Origin of the sequence: Methylomonas fluvii, from assembly GCF_014850975.1 — a bacterium.
Taxonomy (GTDB): Bacteria; Pseudomonadota; Gammaproteobacteria; order Methylococcales; family Methylomonadaceae; genus Methylomonas; species Methylomonas fluvii.
In genome coordinates this window covers 233,150-254,318 of record NZ_JACXST010000002.1, presented here as the reverse complement: position 1 = coordinate 254,318, position 21,169 = coordinate 233,150, and the positions used below count along the sequence as shown (strand labels likewise).

The window sequence follows — 21,169 nt, the reverse complement described above, 5'->3', positions numbered from 1 at the left end:
GCCTTTAACCTTTCAAGAATTTTGCCCGGTTCGGCGATTGAATGATCAAGTTAGGGATGGCCGATAACGGGAGTTCACCGTCGGTGCCGCCCAGTTTCACCGCTTCTTTGGGCATGCCGTAAACCACGCAGCTGGCTTCGTCTTGGGCGATGCACAGCGCGCCGGTATCGTGCAATTCCTTCATGCCGTGGGCGCCGTCATCGCCCATGCCGGTCATGATGATGCCTAGTACGTTTTTGCCGGCAGCTTGCGCGGCCGAGCGAAATAGTACATCCACCGATGGCCGATGGCGGCTGACTAACGGGCCGTCCTTGATTTCCACCCGGTATTGGGCGCCGCTGCGGCGCAACAGCATGTGTTTGCCACCCGGAGCAATCAAAGCCAGGCCGGGAATGACCCGGTCGTTTTGCTCGGCTTCCTTGACGGTGATCTGGCAGAGGCTGTCCAGTCGTTTGGCAAACGCTGCGGTAAATGCCTCGGGCATGTGCTGCACGATGACGATACCCGGTGTGGTGCGGGGTAATCGCGTCAATACGTATTCCAGAGCCTGGGTGCCGCCGGTTGACGTGCCGATGGCGACGACGCGGTCGGTGGTTTCCGTCATCGAGATCAGGCTGGTAGGGGAAATGACGGCGTCCGCAGTTAATTTCGGGCTGCCATCCAAAGGTTTGCCGGTTGGGGCTGCCGATTTTCGCATTCTGGCATGCGCAGCGCCTTTAATGGCATCCGCCAGCAGTGTTTTCGAATCTTGCAGAAAGCCTTTCAGGTTGACGGTAGGTTTGGTGATGATGTCAACGGCGCCGGCACTCATGGCCTGCATAGTGACTTCCGCGCCCTTGGCCGTGAGCGTCGAACAGATCACCACTGGCGTGGGATGTTCGTGCATCAGCTTCTTCAGGAACGTGATGCCGTCCATGCGCGGCATTTCGATGTCCAGGATGATGACATCCGGCCAGTCTTTTTCCATGCGGGTTAAGGCAAAGATGGGGTCCGGCGCAGCACCGATCACTTTGACGCCAGGCAGGCTATCGAGCAATCCGGTTAATACCTGCCGGACCACGGCGGAGTCGTCGACAATGAATACTTTTGTGTCTGTCATAGTGTCTTTGGGGTTGCCTGTTAATGGTCTTGGATGGTTTACCAGAATTCGGCACTGCTTCTGGATTTTTCATGTTCGTCGATATTTTTCTTCCAGTAGCGGCGCTCTTCGTTTTCAAGAGACAGTTGCTGATTGTGGTCGATTTTTTTGATAAACACCGAATAATCAGTACCGACGAAATGCACGTTTCTGCCGATATTGCCGCCTAGACAGGCACTAAGCATAGGAATGTTTTCTTTTTTTAAAAACTCTTTGATGAATAAAACATTCACTTCGCCCACGGTTTCCTTGCGGTTTTTGTCCTCTCGCAGTTTTAACACGTTGCCGCCACCGAAGCATTTGGCTTGTAGATTGAGCCGGTTGGCGCCGAGTTTCATCATCTCGTTGATCAGCAATTCCATCGCATAAATGCCGTAACGGCCCTCGTCGGATTCGATGATAGGCATGTTGTTGGAGTAGGAACGATAAGCCAGCAAAAAATGATTCATGCCAAATACCCGATTGGTCGGGTCGTATAGGCAGGCAGCTACGCAAGAGCCTAGCAGCGTAGAAATGACTTCCGGCTGGCGGGAGGCATAGAACTCGCCCGGGTCGATGACGATACGCTGGGTATCTCGGAAGGGCAGGATTTTCATGGTTTCCGGTATATGGAAGGTTTGAGCATTTGTAACTGTTCGGTGACCCGGTGCAGGCTTTCCGAATGACTGATGATGAAATGCCCGCCAGGCTTCAGGGCGCCAATCAGTCGTTCGACAACCTGCTTTTTGGTGTCTTGGTCGAAATAGATTAGAACGTTCCGCAGAAAAATCACTTCGAATCTACCCAATGCCGGTGGCAGTGAACTCATCAAATTGACCTGATCAAATTTGACTCGGCTGCGCAGTTTGTTGTCCACGCGAAAAAAACCTTCCTGGCTACGCACACCGCGCAAACAGTATTTTTCCAATAGGCGTTTATCCATGTGGTCCAGCCTATCCAGTGGATAGACGCCATGGCGGGCAACTTCCAGCACTCGCGTGCTCAAATCGGAACCGAAAATCTCCCAATTGCGCGTGCCTAGGTTCTCCGCTAAAACCATTGCCAAAGTATAGGCTTCTTCTCCTGTCGAACTAGCCGCGCTCCAAACCCTGAAGTGCTCGCCGCGCCAGGGTTTAAGAATGTGCTGTTGAAAAAATTCGAAGTGCTTTGGCTCCCGAAAAAAATACGTTTCATTGGTGGTCAGAATGTTGACCAGCGTTTGAAATTCATGGGGGTAATCGGGACTGATAGCCAGTTGGTAGTATTCGCCGTAATGCTCTAGCTGATAGTAGTCGAGCCTTTTGGCTAGCCGGCTGGCTACCATGACTTTCTTTTCCGGCGTCAGAGCGATGCCGGCATGGTCGTAAATCAGACGTCTGAAGCGTTCGAATTCTTCGGTCGTGATAGGGGCAATGCTAATAGAATTTTCTCCGTTAGTAAGGATTTGCCAGGTAATTATGTCAGCAATTAATTACATGAATTGCTGAGGACTTAACATTAACGAAAAACCTAAGATGGTACTGGGTTGAATGCAACTCTAAAACTCTCTACTATCCTTAGCATACCCAAAACCCAAACGGAATTCCCATGCTTCGAAAACCTTATCCTGTAGCCAAAAGCCCCGGTCCACTTGGTTTTTATGCTTTGACTGTTGGGCTGGGAGTGATAGGTGGATTATTGGCTTGCGTGCAAACCGGTTTCAGTTTGATCAGCATGGGTGCCACCGCCGCGCTTGGTTTTGCCGGTGTCCTGATTGGGTCTACTTTGTACAACAAACAGCAAGCCGTGCTGAATGAGGCCAATAAAGCTTGGCGTGGCGACGAAGACTTAAAGCTGCAAGATCTTGAAGCATATGCCATCGAGCTGGAGCGGTTGTTTCTGCAAGTAGTGCCCATTCTGCTCAGACAAGTACAAACATCCAGAACGCATACCGAGCAAGAAATCACCGTGCTGACCAGCCGTTTCGCCGCTATGGTCAATCAATTGGAGAGGCTGATTTCCGGCGGCGCGCAGAGCCGTCAGGGCCGTAGTGTCGACGTGTTGTTCGGCGAAACCCGGGATGCCTTGACTGCGGTTTTAAAAGTTTTAAGTCAAATTCAAGACGTTGAGCACGCGGTAGTCGACGAGGTTCGTAAACTGTCCGCGCATACCGGTCAACTGGACACCATGGCGCAGGAAGTGCGTAAGGTCGCCGAACAAATCAATTTATTGGCGCTGAATGCGGCTATCGAAGCCGCCCGCGCCGGCGAAAACGGCCGCGGTTTTGCGGTTGTGGCCGACGAAGTCCGAAAACTGGCCGGATTCTCCTCATCTACCGGTGAAAAGATCAGCCACGCGATTGCCGATATCAACAAAGCCATGGCCTCGACGTTGAAAATGTCCGAAGCATCAGGCTCTTCCGACGACAAAGCGATCCGCGATGCCGAACACGCCATCCGCACCGCTTTGGACGATTTACGGGTGGCTTTGGATATGTTCAGAAACGATGCGGACCAGCTGCGCGGTAATAGCGCGCAAATTCGCGACGAGATTTTCTCGGTGTTGACGGCGTTCCAGTTCCAGGATCGGGTCAGCCAAATGCTTTCGCATGTCGAACATAATCTAAACAGCTTGCAAACTGCGGTAGACGCCACACGTAACAGCGGTGAACGCCAAGCGAATAGCCTCGATGTCGGTGCTACCTTGTCGAGAATGGAGCTTAGTTACACGATGCCGGAAGAATTATTGAATCACTCTTCCGGAACGGCAGTGAGTCACCAAAGCACTTCCGCCAACGATGAGATTACATTTTTCTAAATTTAATGAAGGATTGACTAATGGCTAAAACCATCATGATTGTTGATGACTCGGCATCCATTCGACAGGTTGTCGGCATTGCCCTTAAAGGCGCTGGCTACGATGTGATCGAAGCCAGCGACGGCAGGGATGCGCTGAGTAAATTAACCGGACAAAAAATCAATCTGATCATTACCGATGTGAATATGCCGAATATGGACGGCATAACCTTTGTTACGGAAGCCAAAAAACTACCGGCTTACAAATTCACCCCGATGATGATGCTGACTACCGAAGCCGCCGACGATAAAAAACAGGCTGGCAAGGCGGCGGGCGCGAAAGCCTGGCTGACCAAACCATTTCAAGCCCCCACTTTACTCGACGCGGTGTCCAAATTGGTGTTGCCTTAAAAACAACTCCGTTGCACAAGGGGAGAAAACCTTGGCTATCCACCTGAAACAACAAAAAAAGGGTGTCACCCATCTAGCCATTCAGGGTGAATTGACCATCTACTCGGTGCTGGACATAAACAAGCACTATCTCAGTATCTAAGCTCGGCTAAAGACGTGCAAATCGATCTTGCCAATGTCACCGAAATCGATAGTGCCGGTTTGCAACTCCTGATGTTTCTGAAGCAGGAAGCCGTCAGCCGCGAGATCGGCTTTAGTCTTACTCAGCACAGCGAGGCGGTAGTTGAAGTGCTGGAACTGCTCAACCTGAGTAAGCATTTCGGCGACCCTATCGTAATCTCCGCAGACTGGAAATCATCATGAGCGAATTAGATGCGGCTTTAACGGTTTTCGCCCAAGAGGCTGAAGAGTTGTTAACGGATATGGAAGACGCTTTGTTGTCTCTGGAGAGCAAACCGGACGATAGCGAAACCATCAATAGTTTATTCCGGGCCATGCACACCATCAAAGGCTCTTCCGGATTGTTTGGTTTTAACGCCATTGTCGGTTTTACCCATGAAGCGGAGTCGGTCCTGGATAAAGTGCGTAACGGCGAACGCGGTATCGACGCGGAATTGATTTCTGTCTTATTGAATAGTAAGGATCACACCGCTAAATTGATCGAACATTGTTTGACGCAGAAAGACGCTGCATTACCGGCAAGTTTGGCGGCGGACGGAGAGCGTTTGATCCGGCAATTGACCGGACGGCAAACTACCGACATGCAGCAGAGCGACGATAGCGCCCAGCTGGAAATTGAAGGTGGCGGTGAAATATCGGTGGACGATAACTGGCTAATTTCATTAGAGTTTCAGAAAGACGCCTTCAGAAACGGCATGGATCCCTTGTCGTTTATTCGCTATCTGCGCACCTTGGGTGAGATCAAACAAATTCTTACCGTAGCCTCGGAAATGCCGGCCGGTGACGATATGGACCCGGAAAGCTGCTATTTGCATTTCAAAATTGCTTTTCAGAGCGACGCGAATAAACAGACGATAGAGGCGGTATTTGATTTTGCCTCGGACGATTGCGATATCAAAATTTTGCCGCCCAATTCCAAACTAGAGGAATATGTAAATCTGTTGAATGCCCAGGATGACAATCATGTTAATCGCTTGGGCGATATGCTGGTGCAGGTTGGGGCGCTGACTCAGAATGATGTCAATCATGCCTTGCAAAGTCAGCAGGCCAATATTGATTCCGAACAGGCTGTCCCCGGTAAACCCTTGGGAGAGATACTGGTCGAGCAACACGTTGTACAGCAGCCCTTAGTCGATCAAGCGCTGAAAAAACAAGAACAGACCAAACAAAAACTGGCAAGCGAAGCCAATTACATCCGGGTAGATGCCACGAAATTAGGCCATTTGATCAATTTGGTCGGTGAGCTGGTGATTTCCAGTGCGGCGATGACTTTGATTGTTGAGAAGCATGGCCTCAGCGATGCCGGCGATGTGGCCGCCAGCATGAATGCCTTGGTCAGCAGTATCCGCGATACCGCATTGGAATTGCGCATGGTACAAATCGGCGAAACCTTTTCCCGGTTTAAGCGCGTCGTGCGCGATGTTAGTAAGGAGCTGAATAAAGACATCGAACTTTATATCAGCGGCGGCGAGACGGAATTGGATAAAACGGTCGTCGAAAAAATCAACGATCCATTGACCCACCTGATCCGCAACGCCCTTGATCATGGCATCGAAAGTCCCGCGCAGAGGCTTGCCGCCGGCAAACCGGCGCAAGGTACCGTGCAACTCAATGCCTATCATGAATCCGGGCATATCGTCATTCAAATCGCCGATGACGGCGTCGGTTTGAATAGCGAAAAAATACTCAACAAAGCGTTGGCCAACGGCCTGATTAAACCCGATCACGATTTGTCCCAACAAGAAATTTATAATCTCATATTTGCTGCCGGCCTTAGTACCAAGGATCAAGCCACCAATTTATCCGGGCGCGGTGTCGGTATGGATGTGGTGAAAAAAAATATCGAAGCCTTACGCGGTTCCGTCGAGATAGACAGCATAGAAGGCGAGGGCACCACCATTTCCATACGCTTGCCGCTGACCTTGGCGATTATCGACGGCTTTATGGTCGGCACCGGCCATGACCGCTACATCATCCCGCTGAGTATGGTAGACGAATGCATCGAGATGAACGCTAACGAATGTGAGATAGACGACATACAGCATTACATCAATCTGCGCGGTCAGGTCTTGCCATATTTACGTTTAGGCGATTATTTCCATAATCAGATTGCCGATTCCAACAGAAAGCGCGAAAGCGTCGTGGTGGTTAAATCCGGGCAGACCAAAGCCGGTTTTGTCGTCGACGAGTTGCATGGCGAGCACCAAACCGTGATCAAGCCATTGGGTAAAGTGTTCGAAAGATTGAACGGGATCACCGGTGCCACCGTGTTGGGCGACGGCAATGTCGCACTCATTCTGGATGTACAAGGTTTAATTCAAGCGGCCATCAAAAATAAAAGCCGACCGGCACCATTCTTAACGTCGCAGCGAATTCAGTAAGTTAACGATTTCTCACAGTTACAAATTCCTATTAGAGGGAACAGCAAATGAATATTAACGACCTAAAAATAAAAACAAAAATCCTGACGGGGGCGATGCTGCTCGTGGCTATTACGATAGGTTTTGGCTTATTGTCCAAGATATATATTGGCGAAGTCGCCGGCGCATTGTTCGGTATTACCGACAACAACGGCAAATCGGTGGAATATGCCACTGGCGTGGAAAGAATGGCTCTGCAAACTATCATGGCGCAGAGGGCCTATCGTATTTCCAATAAAGACGAAGATGCTCAAAAAGTCGAAGACAGCATGAAAACTTTGTTTGAGTATCTCGATAAGGTCGATCAGGTAGCCAAGAAATATAACAATACCGAGTTATTGACTCAGTCTAAAACCGCCCGGGAAGGCACACTGAAATTTGGTGAAAAATTCAGAGCTGTGGTGGTATCGGTTAAGGAAAATAAAGCGGCTGTGGAAGAAATGGTAAAAGAAGGTAATTCAGTCGCTAAAGCTGCGGATGATTTTTTGGATAGGCAAGTGCGTTTGTATCAGGAGGCCATGAAAAAAGGCACTAATGCACAAGAGTTGGATCCATACGTTCAGCGTTATATTGGCGCCGCCAATATTTATATCAAAGCGATGGAAATCATGCGCGCGGAAAAAGAGGAAGTGAATTACAAAGACCGTATCGCGTGGAAAAAGATGCAAGTTTTAATGCCCGAACTGATGAAGGCTTATGATGATTTACAAAAAATCGTTAATTCCGAAGAAGCCTTGCGTCTGATTGAGACTGCGCGTGCGAGTACCCTTGATTATCAGCAAGCCGCGCAAAACTGGATTGATAACGACGACAAGCTGAATATAGTCCGAAAAGAAATGCTGGAATTGGGCGATAACGTCATTAAACAAGCGCAAAGTGCGGAAGAAGCGGGTTATGCCCAATTAGGGGTGGCAAGGGCACAAGCAGACGAATTAGTCGATGAGGCCAATAAAATCATTATCGGTACCATTATTGCCGCATTGGTTTTGGGCGTTATCATCGCCATGTTCCTGGCCAACTTGATTACCGTACCGATTATCGTCGGCGTCAAATTTGCCCAATCCTTGTCCGAAGGTGATTTGACCGCGAAGCTGGAAGTGAATGGTAAAGATGAAATCGGGCAACTTGCCCAGGCTTTGCGCGATATGCGCGATAAGCTGAGCCAAGTGGTTTCGCAAGTGCGTTCTAATTCCGACACGCTGGCCAGTGCTTCGCAAGAAGTCAGTGCTACTGCCCAGTCCATGAGTCAGATGGCCACCGAGCAGGCGGCTAGCGTCGAAGAAACCACTTCGTCGATTGAACAGCTTAATTCATCAGTACAACAAAACACCGAAAATGCCCATGTCACCGAACAAATGGCGACTAAGTCGGCAGGCGAAGCCCGTGACGGCGGCGAGGCCGTGAACGAGACTGTTCTGGCTATGAAGAATATCGCCAAAAAAATTGGTCTGATCGAGGATATAGCTTACAAAACCAATTTGCTGTCGTTAAACGCGGCGATTGAAGCAGCCTCTGCGGGCGAACACGGCAAGGGCTTTGCCGTGGTGGCCGCCGAAGTCAGAAAACTGGCGGAAAGCAGCCGCGTCACGGCGGAAGAAATCAACGAACTTGCCACCAACAGCGTAGCGATAGCCGAAAAAGCCGGCACCTTGATTGCTGCCGTAGTACCCAATATTGTGAAAACAGCCGATTTGGTGCAGGAGATTAATGCGGCGTCCATGGAGCAATCCAGTGGCATTAATCAAATTAACGAAGCGATGCGTCAGTTGGATAAAGCGACTCAGCAAAATGCCGCCAGCGCCGAGGAATTAGCCGCTACGTCCGAGGAATTAAACGGACAGGCCACCCAGCTGCAGCATGCAGTGGCGTTTTTCAAACTGGATGGCAACAGTAATAGGTCGCAATCTTTTGGTAAAACACCTCCGGCCGCTAAGCACCAGTCTCGCGGCGGGGCGGCACAAAACTATGTAAAAAAACCCGTGGCGGTGAATAGCCTTGCCGACAACTCCTTGGATTTTAACGACCAAGATTTTGAGCGCTTTTAGTCTCTGGAGAGCAGACCATGAGTAATCTGATTCGGAGAGAAACCGGCCACGCCGTGGCGGTTCAGGAGCAGGTAGGCCAATACCTGACTTTTTTAGTGGGGACGGAAAGTTTTGCCGTCAGCATTCTGGATGTGAAGGAAATTATCGAGATTGCCAACGTGACGCGGGTGCCATTGACGCCCGACTATATTCACGGGGTGATCAATTTGCGCGGCAGTGTGGTGCCGGTAATCGATTTATCGGCACGATTAAGCCGGCATTGCTCGGAAGTCAGCAAACGCAGTTGTATTGTGTTGGTGGCGGTTGAAACGGGCGAGGGTTCGCAACTGATCGGCATGTTGGTGGATGAAGTCCGGGAAATTTTGGAAATTCCGCCCGCCAATATCCAGCCGGCGCCGGATTTCGGTACCGATATTCGCACCGATTTTATTCAAGCCATGGCCCGTGTCGACGACGTATTTATTATACTTTTGGCGATTAGCCGGGTACTGTCGTTGGACGAGCTATCGCTACTAAGCGATTTGGCGCAATCTCAAGACCATCTGCTCGCAAATGCGGACTAGGTTTTGAACTGGGAGCTATCCTGGAAGAATTTTTAGGTATTCTCCCAGCAGCTTATCTTCTTCAAGGATATGTACCAACACCCATTGCCTGACAAATTTTTTATGTCGGCAGGCTGCCAGCGCTTGTGGTAAATGGTTTGGGAAATGTCGTTCAATCTGTCAAGCATTTGGTTGTGCGTTGCGACATGTTGGGTATAACCCGGATAGCCATGGTGTTTCATTAAATGTTCTTCTGCTTCGAAGTGCTCACGGATGTGCTGATAAAACAGTGCAAATAAATACGTCACTGCAATGCCAATAAATCCCGCCGGACAAACCTTAGTTATCCTGGTTTAACGCCAAGCGCTCGGCGAGGCGGCGCAATTGCTCAATGTTCAGCGCTATATCAAACTGCTCGTCCAACAAGTCATTTAATTGCGCCTGGCTTTCAATTGAATGGCTGATTTTCTCATCCGCGCGGTATCTTGAAAAATGGGTATTGAACAATTGCACCCAGCCTTCGGCGGTATTCCGGCAGATCAGTAGGTTTTGCGACAACAGTGATTGATCCCATGTCGTGCACACCAGGTTGGCCGCATCCAGATCGCAACGTTGTACTTTGGCGCGGTCGAAACTATACAAGGCAAACCATTCGCCGTCCTGTAGCCGTTCCAGCACCGTTTCTCCGGATTCCTCTTCCTGGCGCAACCGGAACTGGTTGTGCTCCTGGTTTTGCACCTCCCCAGTATTCAGGCGCAGTGGCCGATAGTGGCTGGGCCCGCCGAAGCCGGCATCCACCAGCCAGAATTCGGCTTCAGTCTCTACGATAAACGCCAAATGCAGGCGCGGTCCACCTTCGTTGCGGCCCATCCGCACTCTAGCCATAATCGGCTGATAGTCAAATCCCAAGGCATCCAGCGCCTGTCCAAATAATCCGTTCAATTCAAAACAATAGCCGCCGCGTCGATTGGCGACGATCTTTTCCATCAACGCCGCCGTTTCCAACTCGGGCAGCAAACCTAATAGCGGATTGATGTTTTCGAATGGAATAGCGCCGAGTTGCGCCTGTTGCAATTGGCTGAGGCCGGCGAGGGTGGTCTCCGGTTTGGCTATGCCGATGCGGTTTAGGTAAGCGTTAAAATCAAAACTCATGGGGTAAACTTGTAGAGTAAAAAAGCGGTTAAACGGAAACGAATCGTGCGCCAGCAGGATCCTGCAGGTGACAACGATAACAAATTCTTGCAATCGGTTTCAAACCGCCAGCTCGACGATTCGCGCCTCGATTGCTGTGTCCCTGATGATAAGTTCGGCAACGGCTACTGGCAATTTAAACCGGCGCGGTCCGGTGCTGCCGGGGTTGAGATACAGCACGCCATCGCGTTCTTGAATCGAGGGTTTATGCGAATGACCGGAAATGACGACGCGAATTCCAGGCGCGACCGGATCGATGGGCAGCTCGGCCAGATCGTGAATCACGTAAATTGAAAGTTGTCCGACCATAACGCGCGCACTGATCGGCAATTCATCAGCCCAAGCGCCTTTATCGTTGTTACCACGTACCGCCGTAACCGGTGCCAACTCGTTCAGCCGCTGCAGCACCTCCTGTTTGCCGATGTCGCCGGCGTGGATAATCCGCTGGCAGCCCTTTAACGCCGCCAGCGCCTCAGGGCGGAGCAAGCCGTGGGTGTCGGAGATGATACCGATGCGGTAGGGCATAGTAGGCTGATTTAAGGAGGCTGTGTTGTAAGGCGCCACCGGAGGTTGAGCCCATGCAAAACATCATTGAGTTTTGAATCCGCCATGTTAAAGACGGATTTTTCAATGGGTGTCTGTGGATAGTGCCTTTTTTAATTCCCTAGCTTATGTTGTTAGGGTAACGATCCGGTATTTTCTGAATTATCCAGTTTAGACTGGGGGAATTTCAGTATGTTTTTGTCGAATAACTCAATACCTTTTATGTTTGTACTTGGTAAGCGCAGTCGAGTTATTTTTTTTAAGGATTTTAATGGGGTTATATCAGTGATTTGTGTTTCACTTAAATCTAATCTAGTTAGATTAACAAATTCTACAAGTGGGGTTATATCTGTTATTCTCGCTGAGTTTATGCTTAATTCATCTAGGTTCCTCAATGGTGACCACTGGTCGAACTCTTTTTGCGAAAGAATATAAACATCAAGGCTTCTGAGTGCCGATAATTCAGCCAGTGAAGCCCAGTGGGAAACTCCAGCATTAAGTAATAGTAATTGCGATAGTTTTTTGCAAACTCCAAGAGGAGAAAAGCTGTCGATTGGTACTGAAAGTAAGGATAAAGATTCTAGTTTATTTAGTTTTCCGAGCGGTGAAAAATCAGTTATTGATTGATTTTTAATTGTCAGGCTTGTCAGCTGTTTAAGCTTTTCCAAGCTGCAAATGTCAAGTTCTGGACAGTTTGATAGGTATAGATAATATAGCGACTTTAATGCCTTTAATGGTGATAAGTCTTTAATGGGAAGCTGATCTAAAACTAAAAAATTTAAACTAGTATAATTCTTCAATTCGGTTAGGTCTGAAATGGCGACCTTTTTTAGCTTAAGCCTTTCTAATGTCCGAGAATTTATATGTGACCAATCGCAGTTTGAGTCCGAATTGGAAAGATCGATTGATGTGAATTCAAAATTAATCAGAGGTGACAAGTCGCCAACCGCTTCTCCACTTAATTCTAAATAGTTAACTTGCGACTGTCGTACTTGGTGAATAAATATGTTCTTCGAGTCGAAACGGTCCGACCATAGCACATCACACAGAGCATGATAATTGTCATTATCTCTAAAAAAGTATATCGGTTTAGTCAGATAGAAAGTCCATAAACTATTTAGCGCCCTCTGACGAACTTGAAAACCCAATCGTACCGCACTATCCATTACGATTTTGGCACAGAGCAGTTTAGCAACCAGTACCTGTTCGTTTAGCTCGGGACTTGATCTCGAGGTAATTGCTTCGTTGCTGATACTTGGGAACAACAGCTGCAAATATTTATCCGCCAAGCGGCTATGTTCGATTTGCTCAAAAAATAAAGCCCAGCACTCATGCCAACGCGGTAGCTGGGTGGTTTCCTGGCGCAATGCCAAGCAATCACTATCAACTTGTGAATCTTGTTTCAAGGCGTAGGCGGCAAAATATTCCAGAAAACTTAAATGAGTAAATCCGTATTGTTCGACACCTTGTTCATTGAAACCGCGCGGTATGAACAAGCCGCTCCGCTCGGCAAGATAGCGGAGGACGAAATCGATTTCTTCGGGTATTTGCGATGCGGGCATGCCTCGGCTTTGTAACTCCTCCTTAAGTAGAGTTTCAATGTCCGGTTTTTCGATCAACAAGGCCTGATCGTCTTCACCTCGCTTATCCTGTAATTGCAAAGCCAGTTTACCTAGCCATTCCGACAAATCCAGATAGTCGTAATTGAATTCCCGGCCCAAAAATTTAAGTCCTCTGGCTCTATCCAAACCGGTTAAATAGGTTTCGGCTATGCGTTGGTAAAGCTCGGCACGGCCATCCGGCAAACGACCACGGCGGGAATGAATGAAGCAAATCATGTTTAGCAATACCGGTATCCGAGCCAAGCGCCCCAATCCGTCATTGGTTTCTATCCGCTTTTGTAGATCATTTATCCTCTGGGGTAAGGCGTGGTCAGCGCTGAGATATTGCCGATACCAGTTTTCGATGAACAGGCGAGTTTGCGGTAAATCGAAAGGGGCCAAATAAAAAACCGGTAATTCGAAAAAATGCGTATTTCGAACATGAATAGTTTTGGCGAAATATTGTGGTATTGTCTCCGGGATTGCTTTTTCAGTTAACTCCAATGCTTTTAGAAGCATATCTGCCTCTGTCGCATCTAGTTGAATTTTTGTGTTTTGTATTTCAATTGCACTATCAATATAAGCAGGGATATACCGCGTAACTTTCTGACCAAACCATTCCAACTGATCAAAGCCCAACAAGCGGGATGTCATCATAAACACGCAACGGGGGAAGCGGTTTATGCCGTCCAATACCGCCTTACCCAGATATGTTCTGGATTTTTCTTCCGTGACTTCGTCCAAGCCGTCGATTAATATAAAAGCCTGTCCGCTTTCGAAAAGCTGGCTGATTAATGCCGTTTGCTCTCGCAACGGCGCCGCAAGGTGATCGAGGTGCTTATTCAAAAACACCTGCCAAAGGGTGTCCCAATCGCGAACTTGACTTAATGGCAAGTCTCGCAATACCAACAAAAATGGCACTCGATCGCCAAGCTGCATTTTTGTGAGGTTTTCACCACTGTAACTAAACGCCAGCATCAACCAGCTAAGCAGAGTGGATTTGCCCGCACCAGGGTCGCCAAGCAGAAACATCCTAGGATTTTGTTTGAGAACCTCTACTGCGTCCAGCCAATGTTGGTTTTGGCTTTGCATTTCAAGGTTAATCAGTTGTTCCGGATCATAGTGGCGCTCGCCCAGATGTGGCGGCACAAACAGGTTACGCAAGTAGGCAGGTGCGGTTTTAGTGTCTGGACGGTCTTCATCATCCAGCGCCAAGCCGAAGTTATTGGCGACCATGAACTGCCGCTGCAGTTTTTGAAAATAGCTCAGTAAGGCATGGTTATTCTTTATATCGATAAATGCGTCGGTATCCGGCTTTTGAGCAGGCGCTAGGGTTTGGGATGTTGGAAGCAGCATGACTATAGATTGAGAAATGGCTTGATTTCGGCTTCGATAACAGTGCCCAAATCGATAAGTAATCGATGCAGACGAAACACATGGCTATCGCTGGGATTGACCGGCAAATCCGCTGTACCGTTAAAGGATGGAACGAGGCTGCGCATTGGTTCGAAAATAGGATCGGGTGTAGCTAATGGTGGTGGTGGGTTATTGGCGTATCCAATCAGGGTACTGATGTATGTCGGGTTTTGTGCCAGTTGCTCATTTAAGCTTCGATGAAAGGTGTAAATAATCGCGGTAACTGTTAAAAGCCCGTATTCGACTTTTAAGCCTTTGGATATTAACGCGTTCGGCGTTGTAGTCGAAACCATGGCTGGCAACATCGGTAGTTTTCTGAATACGGTTGCCAATCGATTCGCCAGAGCTTTGATCTTACGAGGATTGGCTGGCAGACAATCGTAATTGTCCAGGATTCGTTTCAACTCGTCCAGATGCGTTCTTTGTTGTTTGGGAGTGCAGGATAAATCCAGGTTTTTAAGCAGATCGTATAGATAGGCCGACTTTTGCTGCTTATCCGGTATAGGTAGATGGTAAATATCCTGACAAATCTTTTCCAAATACTCTCTCGCATGATGATCGCCATCGTTGGAGCCGTCTTTTAAATTTAAGGCTTTGCGTAGTGAGTTTTCTATCTGGCGTTGATCCATGCCGAATATGACGACGCAGTTCCGTAGGTTTAAATAGACCTTGATGCCTTCCAGCAGCTTCAATGCTGTATCTGGCATACAGCGGTCAAGGTCGTCGATGAAAATCACTAGCTTGCGATCAGGATTATTCTTATCTTTACCCAACGCTTGATCGATAGCTTCTTCCAATAATTGACTTAGATGCTGGCTAGCAAGTTTGTTGTGGTAATTGTCTTTTTCCCATTGTGCTGCTATCTCGGGGATTTTGCTTAGGGCGGGACTCATCACGCCACCGCTGGCTGCCTTCAACGTTTCATCGAATGCGCCCAAAATTCCAGTCAGGGTTATGGTGCTCAACTTTTCGGCATTGTTTCGGAATTTATTCCAAGCTCCGAGTTTTGTGCGAATTTCATGTAATAAAGCAACAATTGGTAGCGCTTCGTTCTGGTGTCGCCAAGCTTCGAACCATATTGGAGTCATTCCCGGCTTTGAAGGTTTATTTGTGTCGTTAGGTAAGACGCCAGTTAGCTCCTTATGTAATTGAAGTAAGGCACTGGTTTTACCACTGCCCCAGTAACCGTTTATCGCAATGCCCTTTGGCGCATCGCAGGTTTTGATCACGTCCGCGATTTGCCGAATAAATTCGCCTTGACCAAACGCATCGATATGAATAGGGGCATCGTTATGGCTAAGTTTTGACATCTCGCAAAATTCTCTGAGTTTGGCAACAGGAGTATAGCATCGGCTCTTTTACCTGAGATTTGTGTTTGTGTTGGGATAACCTTCCGACTAGAGTGTCATATTCCGTTATTAGTTGTGTCCTGGTCATTGAAAGGAGACAAGAGAGTTTTCTTCATTCCAACGCGCTACGTTGGAATGCTTGGTTTGCCCCTGATGCGGCATCATCTTCTACCGCAACGCAGTGCTTTTCCTGTTACCAGGCATAGATTGCTCACAGGAGTGTATTCATTCATTTCGGCTCACATCCATCCAGCCCCCCCTGCCAAACCACCATCCATTCCTCCAAAACCGCATACTGCTTGCCGGTGACGATGGCTTGCACGATCACGTCGTTGAGGTCCAGGTAGTCGTGCACCAGCACGTTGCGGAAACCGAGGATTTTCATCAATTCGGCATGCTGATCGGCCGGTAAATCACCGTGGCTTTTCAATTCGTCCAACGCTTCCCGCGATTGGCTGACTGTCAGTTGGTATTTTTGCTGGACGAAATAACGCGCCATGCCGATGAAAGCTTCGATATAGACTTGCAGTGCACGCTGAATCGCCAGTAGGTCACGTTCGGTCCAGGTATGCGGATTTTCTTGACCGTATTCGTTTAGGATGCGCAGCATTTTGCGGCGGTGGCGCATCAGCGCCTGTTCATAAGCAATATCTCTCATAATCTTTTTCCCATTTCGACCAGATGCTTTGCTCAATGCGTCTGACGTGCGCTACATTGCGGTCGTACCATTTGACAGCCGATTGCAAGATGCCGACTTGCAGCAAGACCGGCGCGGTTTCCAGATCGACGATACTGATTTGATTGTAGCGTCTTAACTCGCGTTCGACTTCGGCTTCCAGCATTTGCGGACGCACCGCGCGTTCCAGCGGATCGGTCTGGAAATCGCTGAAAATCACCGCGATGTCCCAGTCGCTGTCGGGTCGCGCGGTATTCTTGGCGCGGGAGCCATATAGATAAATCGCATCGACTGTGGCATGCGCCAAAATCGCTTGAGTTATTTCCGCTTGCAGTTCATTCATGTTGTCAGCGGTGATTCACGAAAAAAATGCTGCCGATAGCGCCCGGTATGCGAAGCCTTAGGCTTCGACGTGCGTTTTGCCATCAACATGACGCCGCTGCCGCTTTCCGGGCCCAATCGGCTATCCCGTCGGCAGTCCAAATCGTATCCGGATTATGTTCGATGATGATCACGGTGTTATTCGGCGACTAAAAGGAATTAATTTACCCAATTTTCAACCCACAAGCCCGGCACTCTAAGAAAATCCCGTTCGTTGTTGGTTACCAAAATCCAGTCTTGTGATCGCGCCTGAGCGGCCAGCCATAAGTCGTTATTGCCGATTGGTTGGCCGATTTTCTGGAGCTCGGCGCGAATCTGTCCGTAATGGTCGCCGGCTGGTTCGGGTAACTCGCAGACTGGAATCAGGCCGGTCAATTCGGCTAGGGCTGCAATGGCAATCGCGCGCTCGCGTGCCTGGCTTTTCTCAGCGCCAAAGCGCAATTCGCCCAAGGTGATCACCGACATGGCCAGTTCGCTGGCCGAGTGGCGAGCGAAACGCTCGCGCACGGCGGGCGGACGATGTTTGGCGATGTAGATGCAGATGTTGGTGTCCAGCAGATAGCGCACTGGCATCAAAATGCCTCGCGTTCCTGCGGCGGGCTGTCTTCCCTGCCTTCGGCCATGAAGTCTTCCGGCAACGTACTGAGTGCGTCGAATATGGCGGTGGCGTTGATTGGGGTTTCTCGTAACACGATTTCGTCGCCGCGGCGGAATATTTCCACACGGTCGGCGTTAAAACGAAATTCCTTGGGTAAGCGCACAGCTTGGCTGTTGCCGGATTGAAAAATACGGGCGTAGGTCATGGTCTTACTCCGTAAAATGTAAATACTGTCAGTATATACTTGTTGGTCTGGAGGAATCCAGAAACGAGAAGAGTTGCCTACTCTTGGCAGTTATCCAAGCTCCTGCTTGGATACCAATCCAGGAAGCTAGCGCTTCCCGAATTATTTGAGAAAGCTGGAGTTTTCAAGGCTTAGTGACCAAGCAGGAGTTTGGTCACCAGAGAAGCGCGGCGGGCAGGTTAGTTATCAATAATCGTCAGGCAGTCGCGCTACCAATTCGTCCCAACCAATCACAATCTCCGGCAGAATGCCGACTTGGGTTTCACCTTCCAATGGATAAAGCTCGGGCTTACCGTATTCGCCGTTTTGCAGGCGATAGATGGTCAGCATGCGGTCGATGGGGTGGACCAACCAATATTCGCGGACGCCGGCGCGCTGATAGAGGTCGCGCTTTTTGATCTGATCGTGGCTGGCGGTAGACGGCGACAATACTTCCACTACCCAATCCGGCGCGCCGCGTACGCCGCGTTTGTCCAGTTTGTTAGCGTCGCAGACTACCAGCACATCGGGTTGTACGACGCTGTCGATCAGCTCGTCTGCCTCGTCGCGTTTGGGCAGGCGCACGTCCACAGGGGCGATGAAGGCGCGGCAGGGTTTGCCGCGCAAAACGTTGGCTGCTTGACGGTAGATTTCCCCGGCCACATCCTGGTGCGGCAAGTCCGGCGCTGGCGACATTAAAAATGCATCGCCGTCGATCAATTCGTAGCGTAAGTCGTCCGGCCATTGCAAATAATCGCCGTAAGTGTGTTGTTGCCGGTCTTTTAAAGCTAACCCCATCATAGTTCTCCTGCTATTTCTCCGTCATTCAAGCATCCTAATAAGTCCGCCGATTGTCGGCAAGCGGCGCTATTCAAAAAAACGCTTCAGATAAGTCCCAGTATGCGAGCTCTTATGCTTGGCAATCTGTTTGGGCGTGCCTTCCGCCACCAGCAGGCCGCCGCCGCTGCCGCCTTCCGGGCCCATGTCCACAATCCAGTCGGCGGTTTTGATCACGTCCAGATTGTGCTCGATGATGATCACGGTATTGCCGTGGTCGCGCAAGGTGTGCAGCACGGTTAGCAATTGTTTAATGTCGTGGAAATGCAGGCCGGTGGTGGGTTCATCCAGAATATACAGCGTGGTGCCAGTATCGCGTTTTGATAGTTCTTTCGCCAGCTTGACGCGTTGCGCCTCGCCGCCGGATAACGTCACGGCGTTTTGGCCCAGCGTGATATAGCTTAAACCGACGTCGATCAAGGTTTGCAGCTTGCGGGCCAGGCTGGGAATGGCGGAGAAGAATTGGGTGGCGTCTTCCACAGTCATTTCCAGTACTTCGTGGATGGTCTTGCCTTTGTAGCGGATTTCCAAAGTCTCACGGTTATAGCGCTTGCCGTGGCAAATGTCGCAGGGTACGAAAATGTCCGGCAGGAAGTGCATTTCCACCTTGATCACGCCGTCGCCGGCGCAGGCTTCGCAGCGGCCGCCTTTGACGTTGAAACTGAAGCGGCCCGGCGTGTAACCGCGCGAACGGGCCTCCGGCGTGGCGGAGAACAGCTCGCGCACCGGTGTGAAGATGCCGGTATAGGTGGCCGGATTGGAGCGAGGGGTGCGGCCGATGGGGCTTTGGTCGATGTCCACCACTTTGTCGAAGTGTTCCAAACCTTCAATGGCTTCGCACGGCGCCGGGATGCAACTGGCGCCGTTAATCAACCGGGCAGCGTGACTGTATAAAGTGTCGTTGATCAGCGTCGATTTGCCGGAACCCGAAACACCGGTGACGCAAGTCATCAGACCCACCGGGAAGCTGACATCGACGCTTTGCAGATTGTTGCCGCTAGCTTTGCGGATAGTGACTTGTTTGCTGGGGTCGCGCGGCGTGGTTTTTTTGGGGATGTCTATACTCAAGCCGCCGGACAAATACTGGCCGGTCAAGGAGTTGGGATCGGCCAGAATATGCGCCGGCGTGCCTTGCGAGACGATTTGGCCGCCATGCACGCCGGCGCCTGGGCCAATGTCGACCACATGGTCGGCGGCGCGGATTGCGTCTTCGTCGTGCTCGACCACGATGACCGTGTTGCCCAAGTCGCGCAACCGATACAGGGTGTTCAGCAAGCGCTCGTTGTCGCGCTGATGCAAACCTATCGACGGTTCGTCCAGCACATACATCACGCCGACCAGGCCGGCGCCGATCTGGCTGGCCAGGCGGATGCGTTGCGCTTCGCCGCCGGACAGAGTGTCGGCGCTACGGTCTAGGGTCAGATAATCCAAACCGACGTTAACCAAAAACTCCAGCCTTTCTTGAATTTCCTTGTTGATTTTGGCGGCGATTTCGCCACGGTGCCCGGGAATACTCAAGCCCTGAAAAAAGCCCAAGGTTTGTTTAATTGGTAAGCGGGTGACGTGATGCAAAGGTTGTTCATCGACAAACACGTTGCGGGCACCGATATTCAGCCGGGCACCGTCGCATACCGAGCAAGTCTGTTGCGCGAGGTATTTCGACAATTCATCGCGGACCATTTGCGAATCGCTCTCGTGGTAACGGCGTTGCATATTGGGAATGATGCCTTCGAAGGCGTGGCGGCTGGTTTTGGGCTTGCCGTTGCCCATCTGAAAGGTAAAGCTGATTTTTTCCTCGCCGCTGCCGTACAAAATTGCTCCCTGTACATCTTTAGGGATATGCGAGAACGGCGCTTCTGGATCGAATTTGTAATGCTCGGCCAAGGCGCAAATAATCTGATAGTAATAGGCATTGCGCCGGTCCCACCCGCGCACCGCGCCGCCGGCCAAGCTGATCTCCGGGTTGTGCACCACCAGTTGCGGATCGAAATGCTGGCGCACGCCCAGGCCGTCACAGCTGGGGCAGGCGCCTTTCGGGTTGTTGAAGGAAAAGATGCGCGGTTCCAGTTCGCTGAGGCTATAGCCGCAATGCGGGCAGGCGTAACGCTCTGAAAACAGTAATTGTTGATCGCTTTCCATCGACGCAGCAATCGCCAAGCCTTCGGATAAGCGCAGCGCGGTTTCGAAGGATTCGGCCAAGCGCAGTTGGATGTCGTCGCGGATTTTAAAACGGTCGACGATGACTTCGATGGTGTGTTTTTTCTTTAAATCCAGGGCAGGGGGCTCGTCCAGCTCGTAGACTTCGCCGTCGATGCGTGCGCGCAAAAAACCCTGGGCTTTCAAATCTTCCAGTAGCAACACATGCTCGCCTTTGCGATCGTTGATCACCGGCGCTAACAGCATCCAGCGCTCGCCTTCCGGTTGCGCCAGAACCTGGTCGACCATTTGGCTGACGGTTTGCGCCTCTAGCGACACGCCATGCTCCGGACAACGCGGAATCCCGACCCGCGCGTACAACAAGCGAAGATAATCATAAATTTCGGTAATCGTGCCGACCGTGGAACGTGGGTTGTGCGAGGTAGATTTTTGCTCGATGGAAATCGCCGGCGACAGGCCTTCGATATGATCGACGTCCGGCTTTTCCATCATCGATAAAAACTGTCGGGCGTAAGCCGACAAGGATTCGACGTAGCGGCGCTGGCCTTCCGCGTAAATCGTGTCGAACGCCAGCGACGACTTGCCGGAGCCGGACAGGCCGGTGATGACGATGAGCTTGTCACGCGGCAAGTCCAGATCGATGTTTTTTAAATTATGAGTGCGGGCGCCGCGTATGCTGATGGTGTCCACTGTTGTGCATTCCTGGGG

19 protein-coding genes are annotated in these 21,169 nt (G+C 50.3%); 6 read left to right on the top strand and 13 right to left on the bottom strand.

Going from position 1 to position 21,169, the window contains the following annotated elements; all coding sequences use genetic code 11:
• Nucleotides 1-4: 4 nt before the first annotated feature.
• The 3 genes from EBB_RS10710 to EBB_RS10700 are packed head-to-tail and all read right to left on the bottom strand — an operon-like array spanning nucleotide 5 to nucleotide 2,522.
• Complete coding sequence (locus EBB_RS10710; protein ID WP_192393864.1) at nucleotides 5-1,099, bottom strand: protein-glutamate methylesterase/protein-glutamine glutaminase; 1,095 nt, start codon at nucleotides 1,097-1,099, stop codon at nucleotides 5-7.
• Nucleotides 1,100-1,137: 38 nt separating this feature from the next.
• Entirely contained in the window at nucleotides 1,138-1,734 is a 597-nt protein-coding gene (locus EBB_RS10705) for a chemotaxis protein CheD (RefSeq protein ID WP_192393863.1), read from the bottom strand.
• Nucleotides 1,731-2,522: a CheR family methyltransferase gene (locus tag EBB_RS10700; protein ID WP_306790018.1), complete on the bottom strand. Its 792-nt coding sequence runs from the start codon at nucleotides 2,520-2,522 to the stop codon at nucleotides 1,731-1,733. The genes EBB_RS10705 and EBB_RS10700 overlap by 4 nt, the downstream gene beginning before the upstream one ends.
• A gap of 182 nt (nucleotides 2,523-2,704) precedes the next feature.
• Here EBB_RS10700 and EBB_RS10695 point away from each other — a divergent pair, with 182 nt between their 5' ends.
• The 6 genes from EBB_RS10695 (at nucleotide 2,705) to EBB_RS10670 (ending at nucleotide 9,510) form a co-directional block, all read left to right on the top strand.
• The gene (locus EBB_RS10695; protein ID WP_192393862.1) at nucleotides 2,705-3,913 is read left to right on the top strand and encodes a methyl-accepting chemotaxis protein; all 1,209 of its coding nucleotides are present in this window, start codon (nucleotides 2,705-2,707) and stop codon (nucleotides 3,911-3,913) included.
• A gap of 20 nt (nucleotides 3,914-3,933) precedes the next feature.
• Complete coding sequence (locus EBB_RS10690) at nucleotides 3,934-4,302, top strand: response regulator (RefSeq protein WP_192393861.1); 369 nt, start codon at nucleotides 3,934-3,936, stop codon at nucleotides 4,300-4,302.
• A gap of 156 nt (nucleotides 4,303-4,458) precedes the next feature.
• Nucleotides 4,459-4,665: an STAS domain-containing protein gene (locus EBB_RS10685; protein WP_229427571.1), complete on the top strand. Its 207-nt coding sequence runs from the start codon at nucleotides 4,459-4,461 to the stop codon at nucleotides 4,663-4,665.
• Entirely contained in the window at nucleotides 4,662-6,863 is a 2,202-nt protein-coding gene (locus tag EBB_RS10680) for a chemotaxis protein CheA (RefSeq protein ID WP_192393860.1), read from the top strand. The genes EBB_RS10685 and EBB_RS10680 overlap by 4 nt, the downstream gene beginning before the upstream one ends.
• Before the next feature lie 47 nt (nucleotides 6,864-6,910).
• Nucleotides 6,911-8,947, top strand: coding sequence for a methyl-accepting chemotaxis protein (locus EBB_RS10675; protein WP_192393859.1), 2,037 nt, complete (start codon nucleotides 6,911-6,913; stop codon nucleotides 8,945-8,947).
• 17 nt (nucleotides 8,948-8,964) lie between these two features.
• Nucleotides 8,965-9,510 (top strand): chemotaxis protein CheW, encoded by a 546-nt coding sequence (locus EBB_RS10670; protein ID WP_192393858.1) that lies wholly within the window; start codon nucleotides 8,965-8,967, stop codon nucleotides 9,508-9,510.
• Nucleotides 9,511-9,828: 318 nt separating this feature from the next.
• On the opposite strand, the gene EBB_RS10665 is transcribed toward EBB_RS10670, so the two are convergent.
• The 10 genes from EBB_RS10665 to uvrA all read right to left on the bottom strand — a co-directional run bounded on the left by EBB_RS10665 (nucleotide 9,829) and on the right by uvrA (nucleotide 21,151).
• The gene (locus EBB_RS10665; protein ID WP_192393857.1) at nucleotides 9,829-10,641 is read right to left on the bottom strand and encodes an arylamine N-acetyltransferase family protein; all 813 of its coding nucleotides are present in this window, start codon (nucleotides 10,639-10,641) and stop codon (nucleotides 9,829-9,831) included.
• Between the two features lie 99 nt (nucleotides 10,642-10,740).
• Nucleotides 10,741-11,205 (bottom strand): metallophosphoesterase family protein, encoded by a 465-nt coding sequence (locus tag EBB_RS10660; RefSeq protein WP_192393856.1) that lies wholly within the window; start codon nucleotides 11,203-11,205, stop codon nucleotides 10,741-10,743.
• 152 nt (nucleotides 11,206-11,357) lie between these two features.
• Nucleotides 11,358-14,180, bottom strand: a complete 2,823-nt coding sequence (locus EBB_RS10655) for a leucine-rich repeat domain-containing protein (RefSeq protein WP_192393855.1) — start codon at nucleotides 14,178-14,180, stop codon at nucleotides 11,358-11,360.
• 2 nt (nucleotides 14,181-14,182) lie between these two features.
• On the bottom strand, nucleotides 14,183-15,550 hold the full coding sequence (locus EBB_RS10650) for a KAP family P-loop NTPase fold protein (protein ID WP_225587391.1): 1,368 nt from the start codon (nucleotides 15,548-15,550) through the stop codon (nucleotides 14,183-14,185).
• Nucleotides 15,551-15,818: 268 nt separating this feature from the next.
• Entirely contained in the window at nucleotides 15,819-16,247 is a 429-nt protein-coding gene (gene hepT / locus EBB_RS10645) for a type VII toxin-antitoxin system HepT family RNase toxin (protein ID WP_192393853.1), read from the bottom strand.
• Complete coding sequence (mntA, locus tag EBB_RS10640) at nucleotides 16,228-16,608, bottom strand: type VII toxin-antitoxin system MntA family adenylyltransferase antitoxin (protein WP_192393852.1); 381 nt, start codon at nucleotides 16,606-16,608, stop codon at nucleotides 16,228-16,230. Before mntA ends, hepT begins: the two co-directional genes overlap by 20 nt.
• A 197-nt stretch (nucleotides 16,609-16,805) precedes the next feature.
• Entirely contained in the window at nucleotides 16,806-17,219 is a 414-nt protein-coding gene (gene vapC / locus EBB_RS10635) for a type II toxin-antitoxin system tRNA(fMet)-specific endonuclease VapC (RefSeq protein ID WP_192393851.1), read from the bottom strand.
• Nucleotides 17,219-17,449 (bottom strand): antitoxin, encoded by a 231-nt coding sequence (locus EBB_RS10630; protein ID WP_192393850.1) that lies wholly within the window; start codon nucleotides 17,447-17,449, stop codon nucleotides 17,219-17,221. Before EBB_RS10630 ends, vapC begins: the two co-directional genes overlap by 1 nt.
• Nucleotides 17,450-17,674: 225 nt before the next feature.
• Nucleotides 17,675-18,268: a Uma2 family endonuclease gene (locus EBB_RS10625; protein ID WP_371741559.1), complete on the bottom strand. Its 594-nt coding sequence runs from the start codon at nucleotides 18,266-18,268 to the stop codon at nucleotides 17,675-17,677.
• Nucleotides 18,269-18,334: 66 nt separating this feature from the next.
• The gene (gene uvrA / locus EBB_RS10620; RefSeq protein WP_192393849.1) at nucleotides 18,335-21,151 is read right to left on the bottom strand and encodes an excinuclease ABC subunit UvrA; all 2,817 of its coding nucleotides are present in this window, start codon (nucleotides 21,149-21,151) and stop codon (nucleotides 18,335-18,337) included.
• Nucleotides 21,152-21,169: the final 18 nt, after the last annotated feature.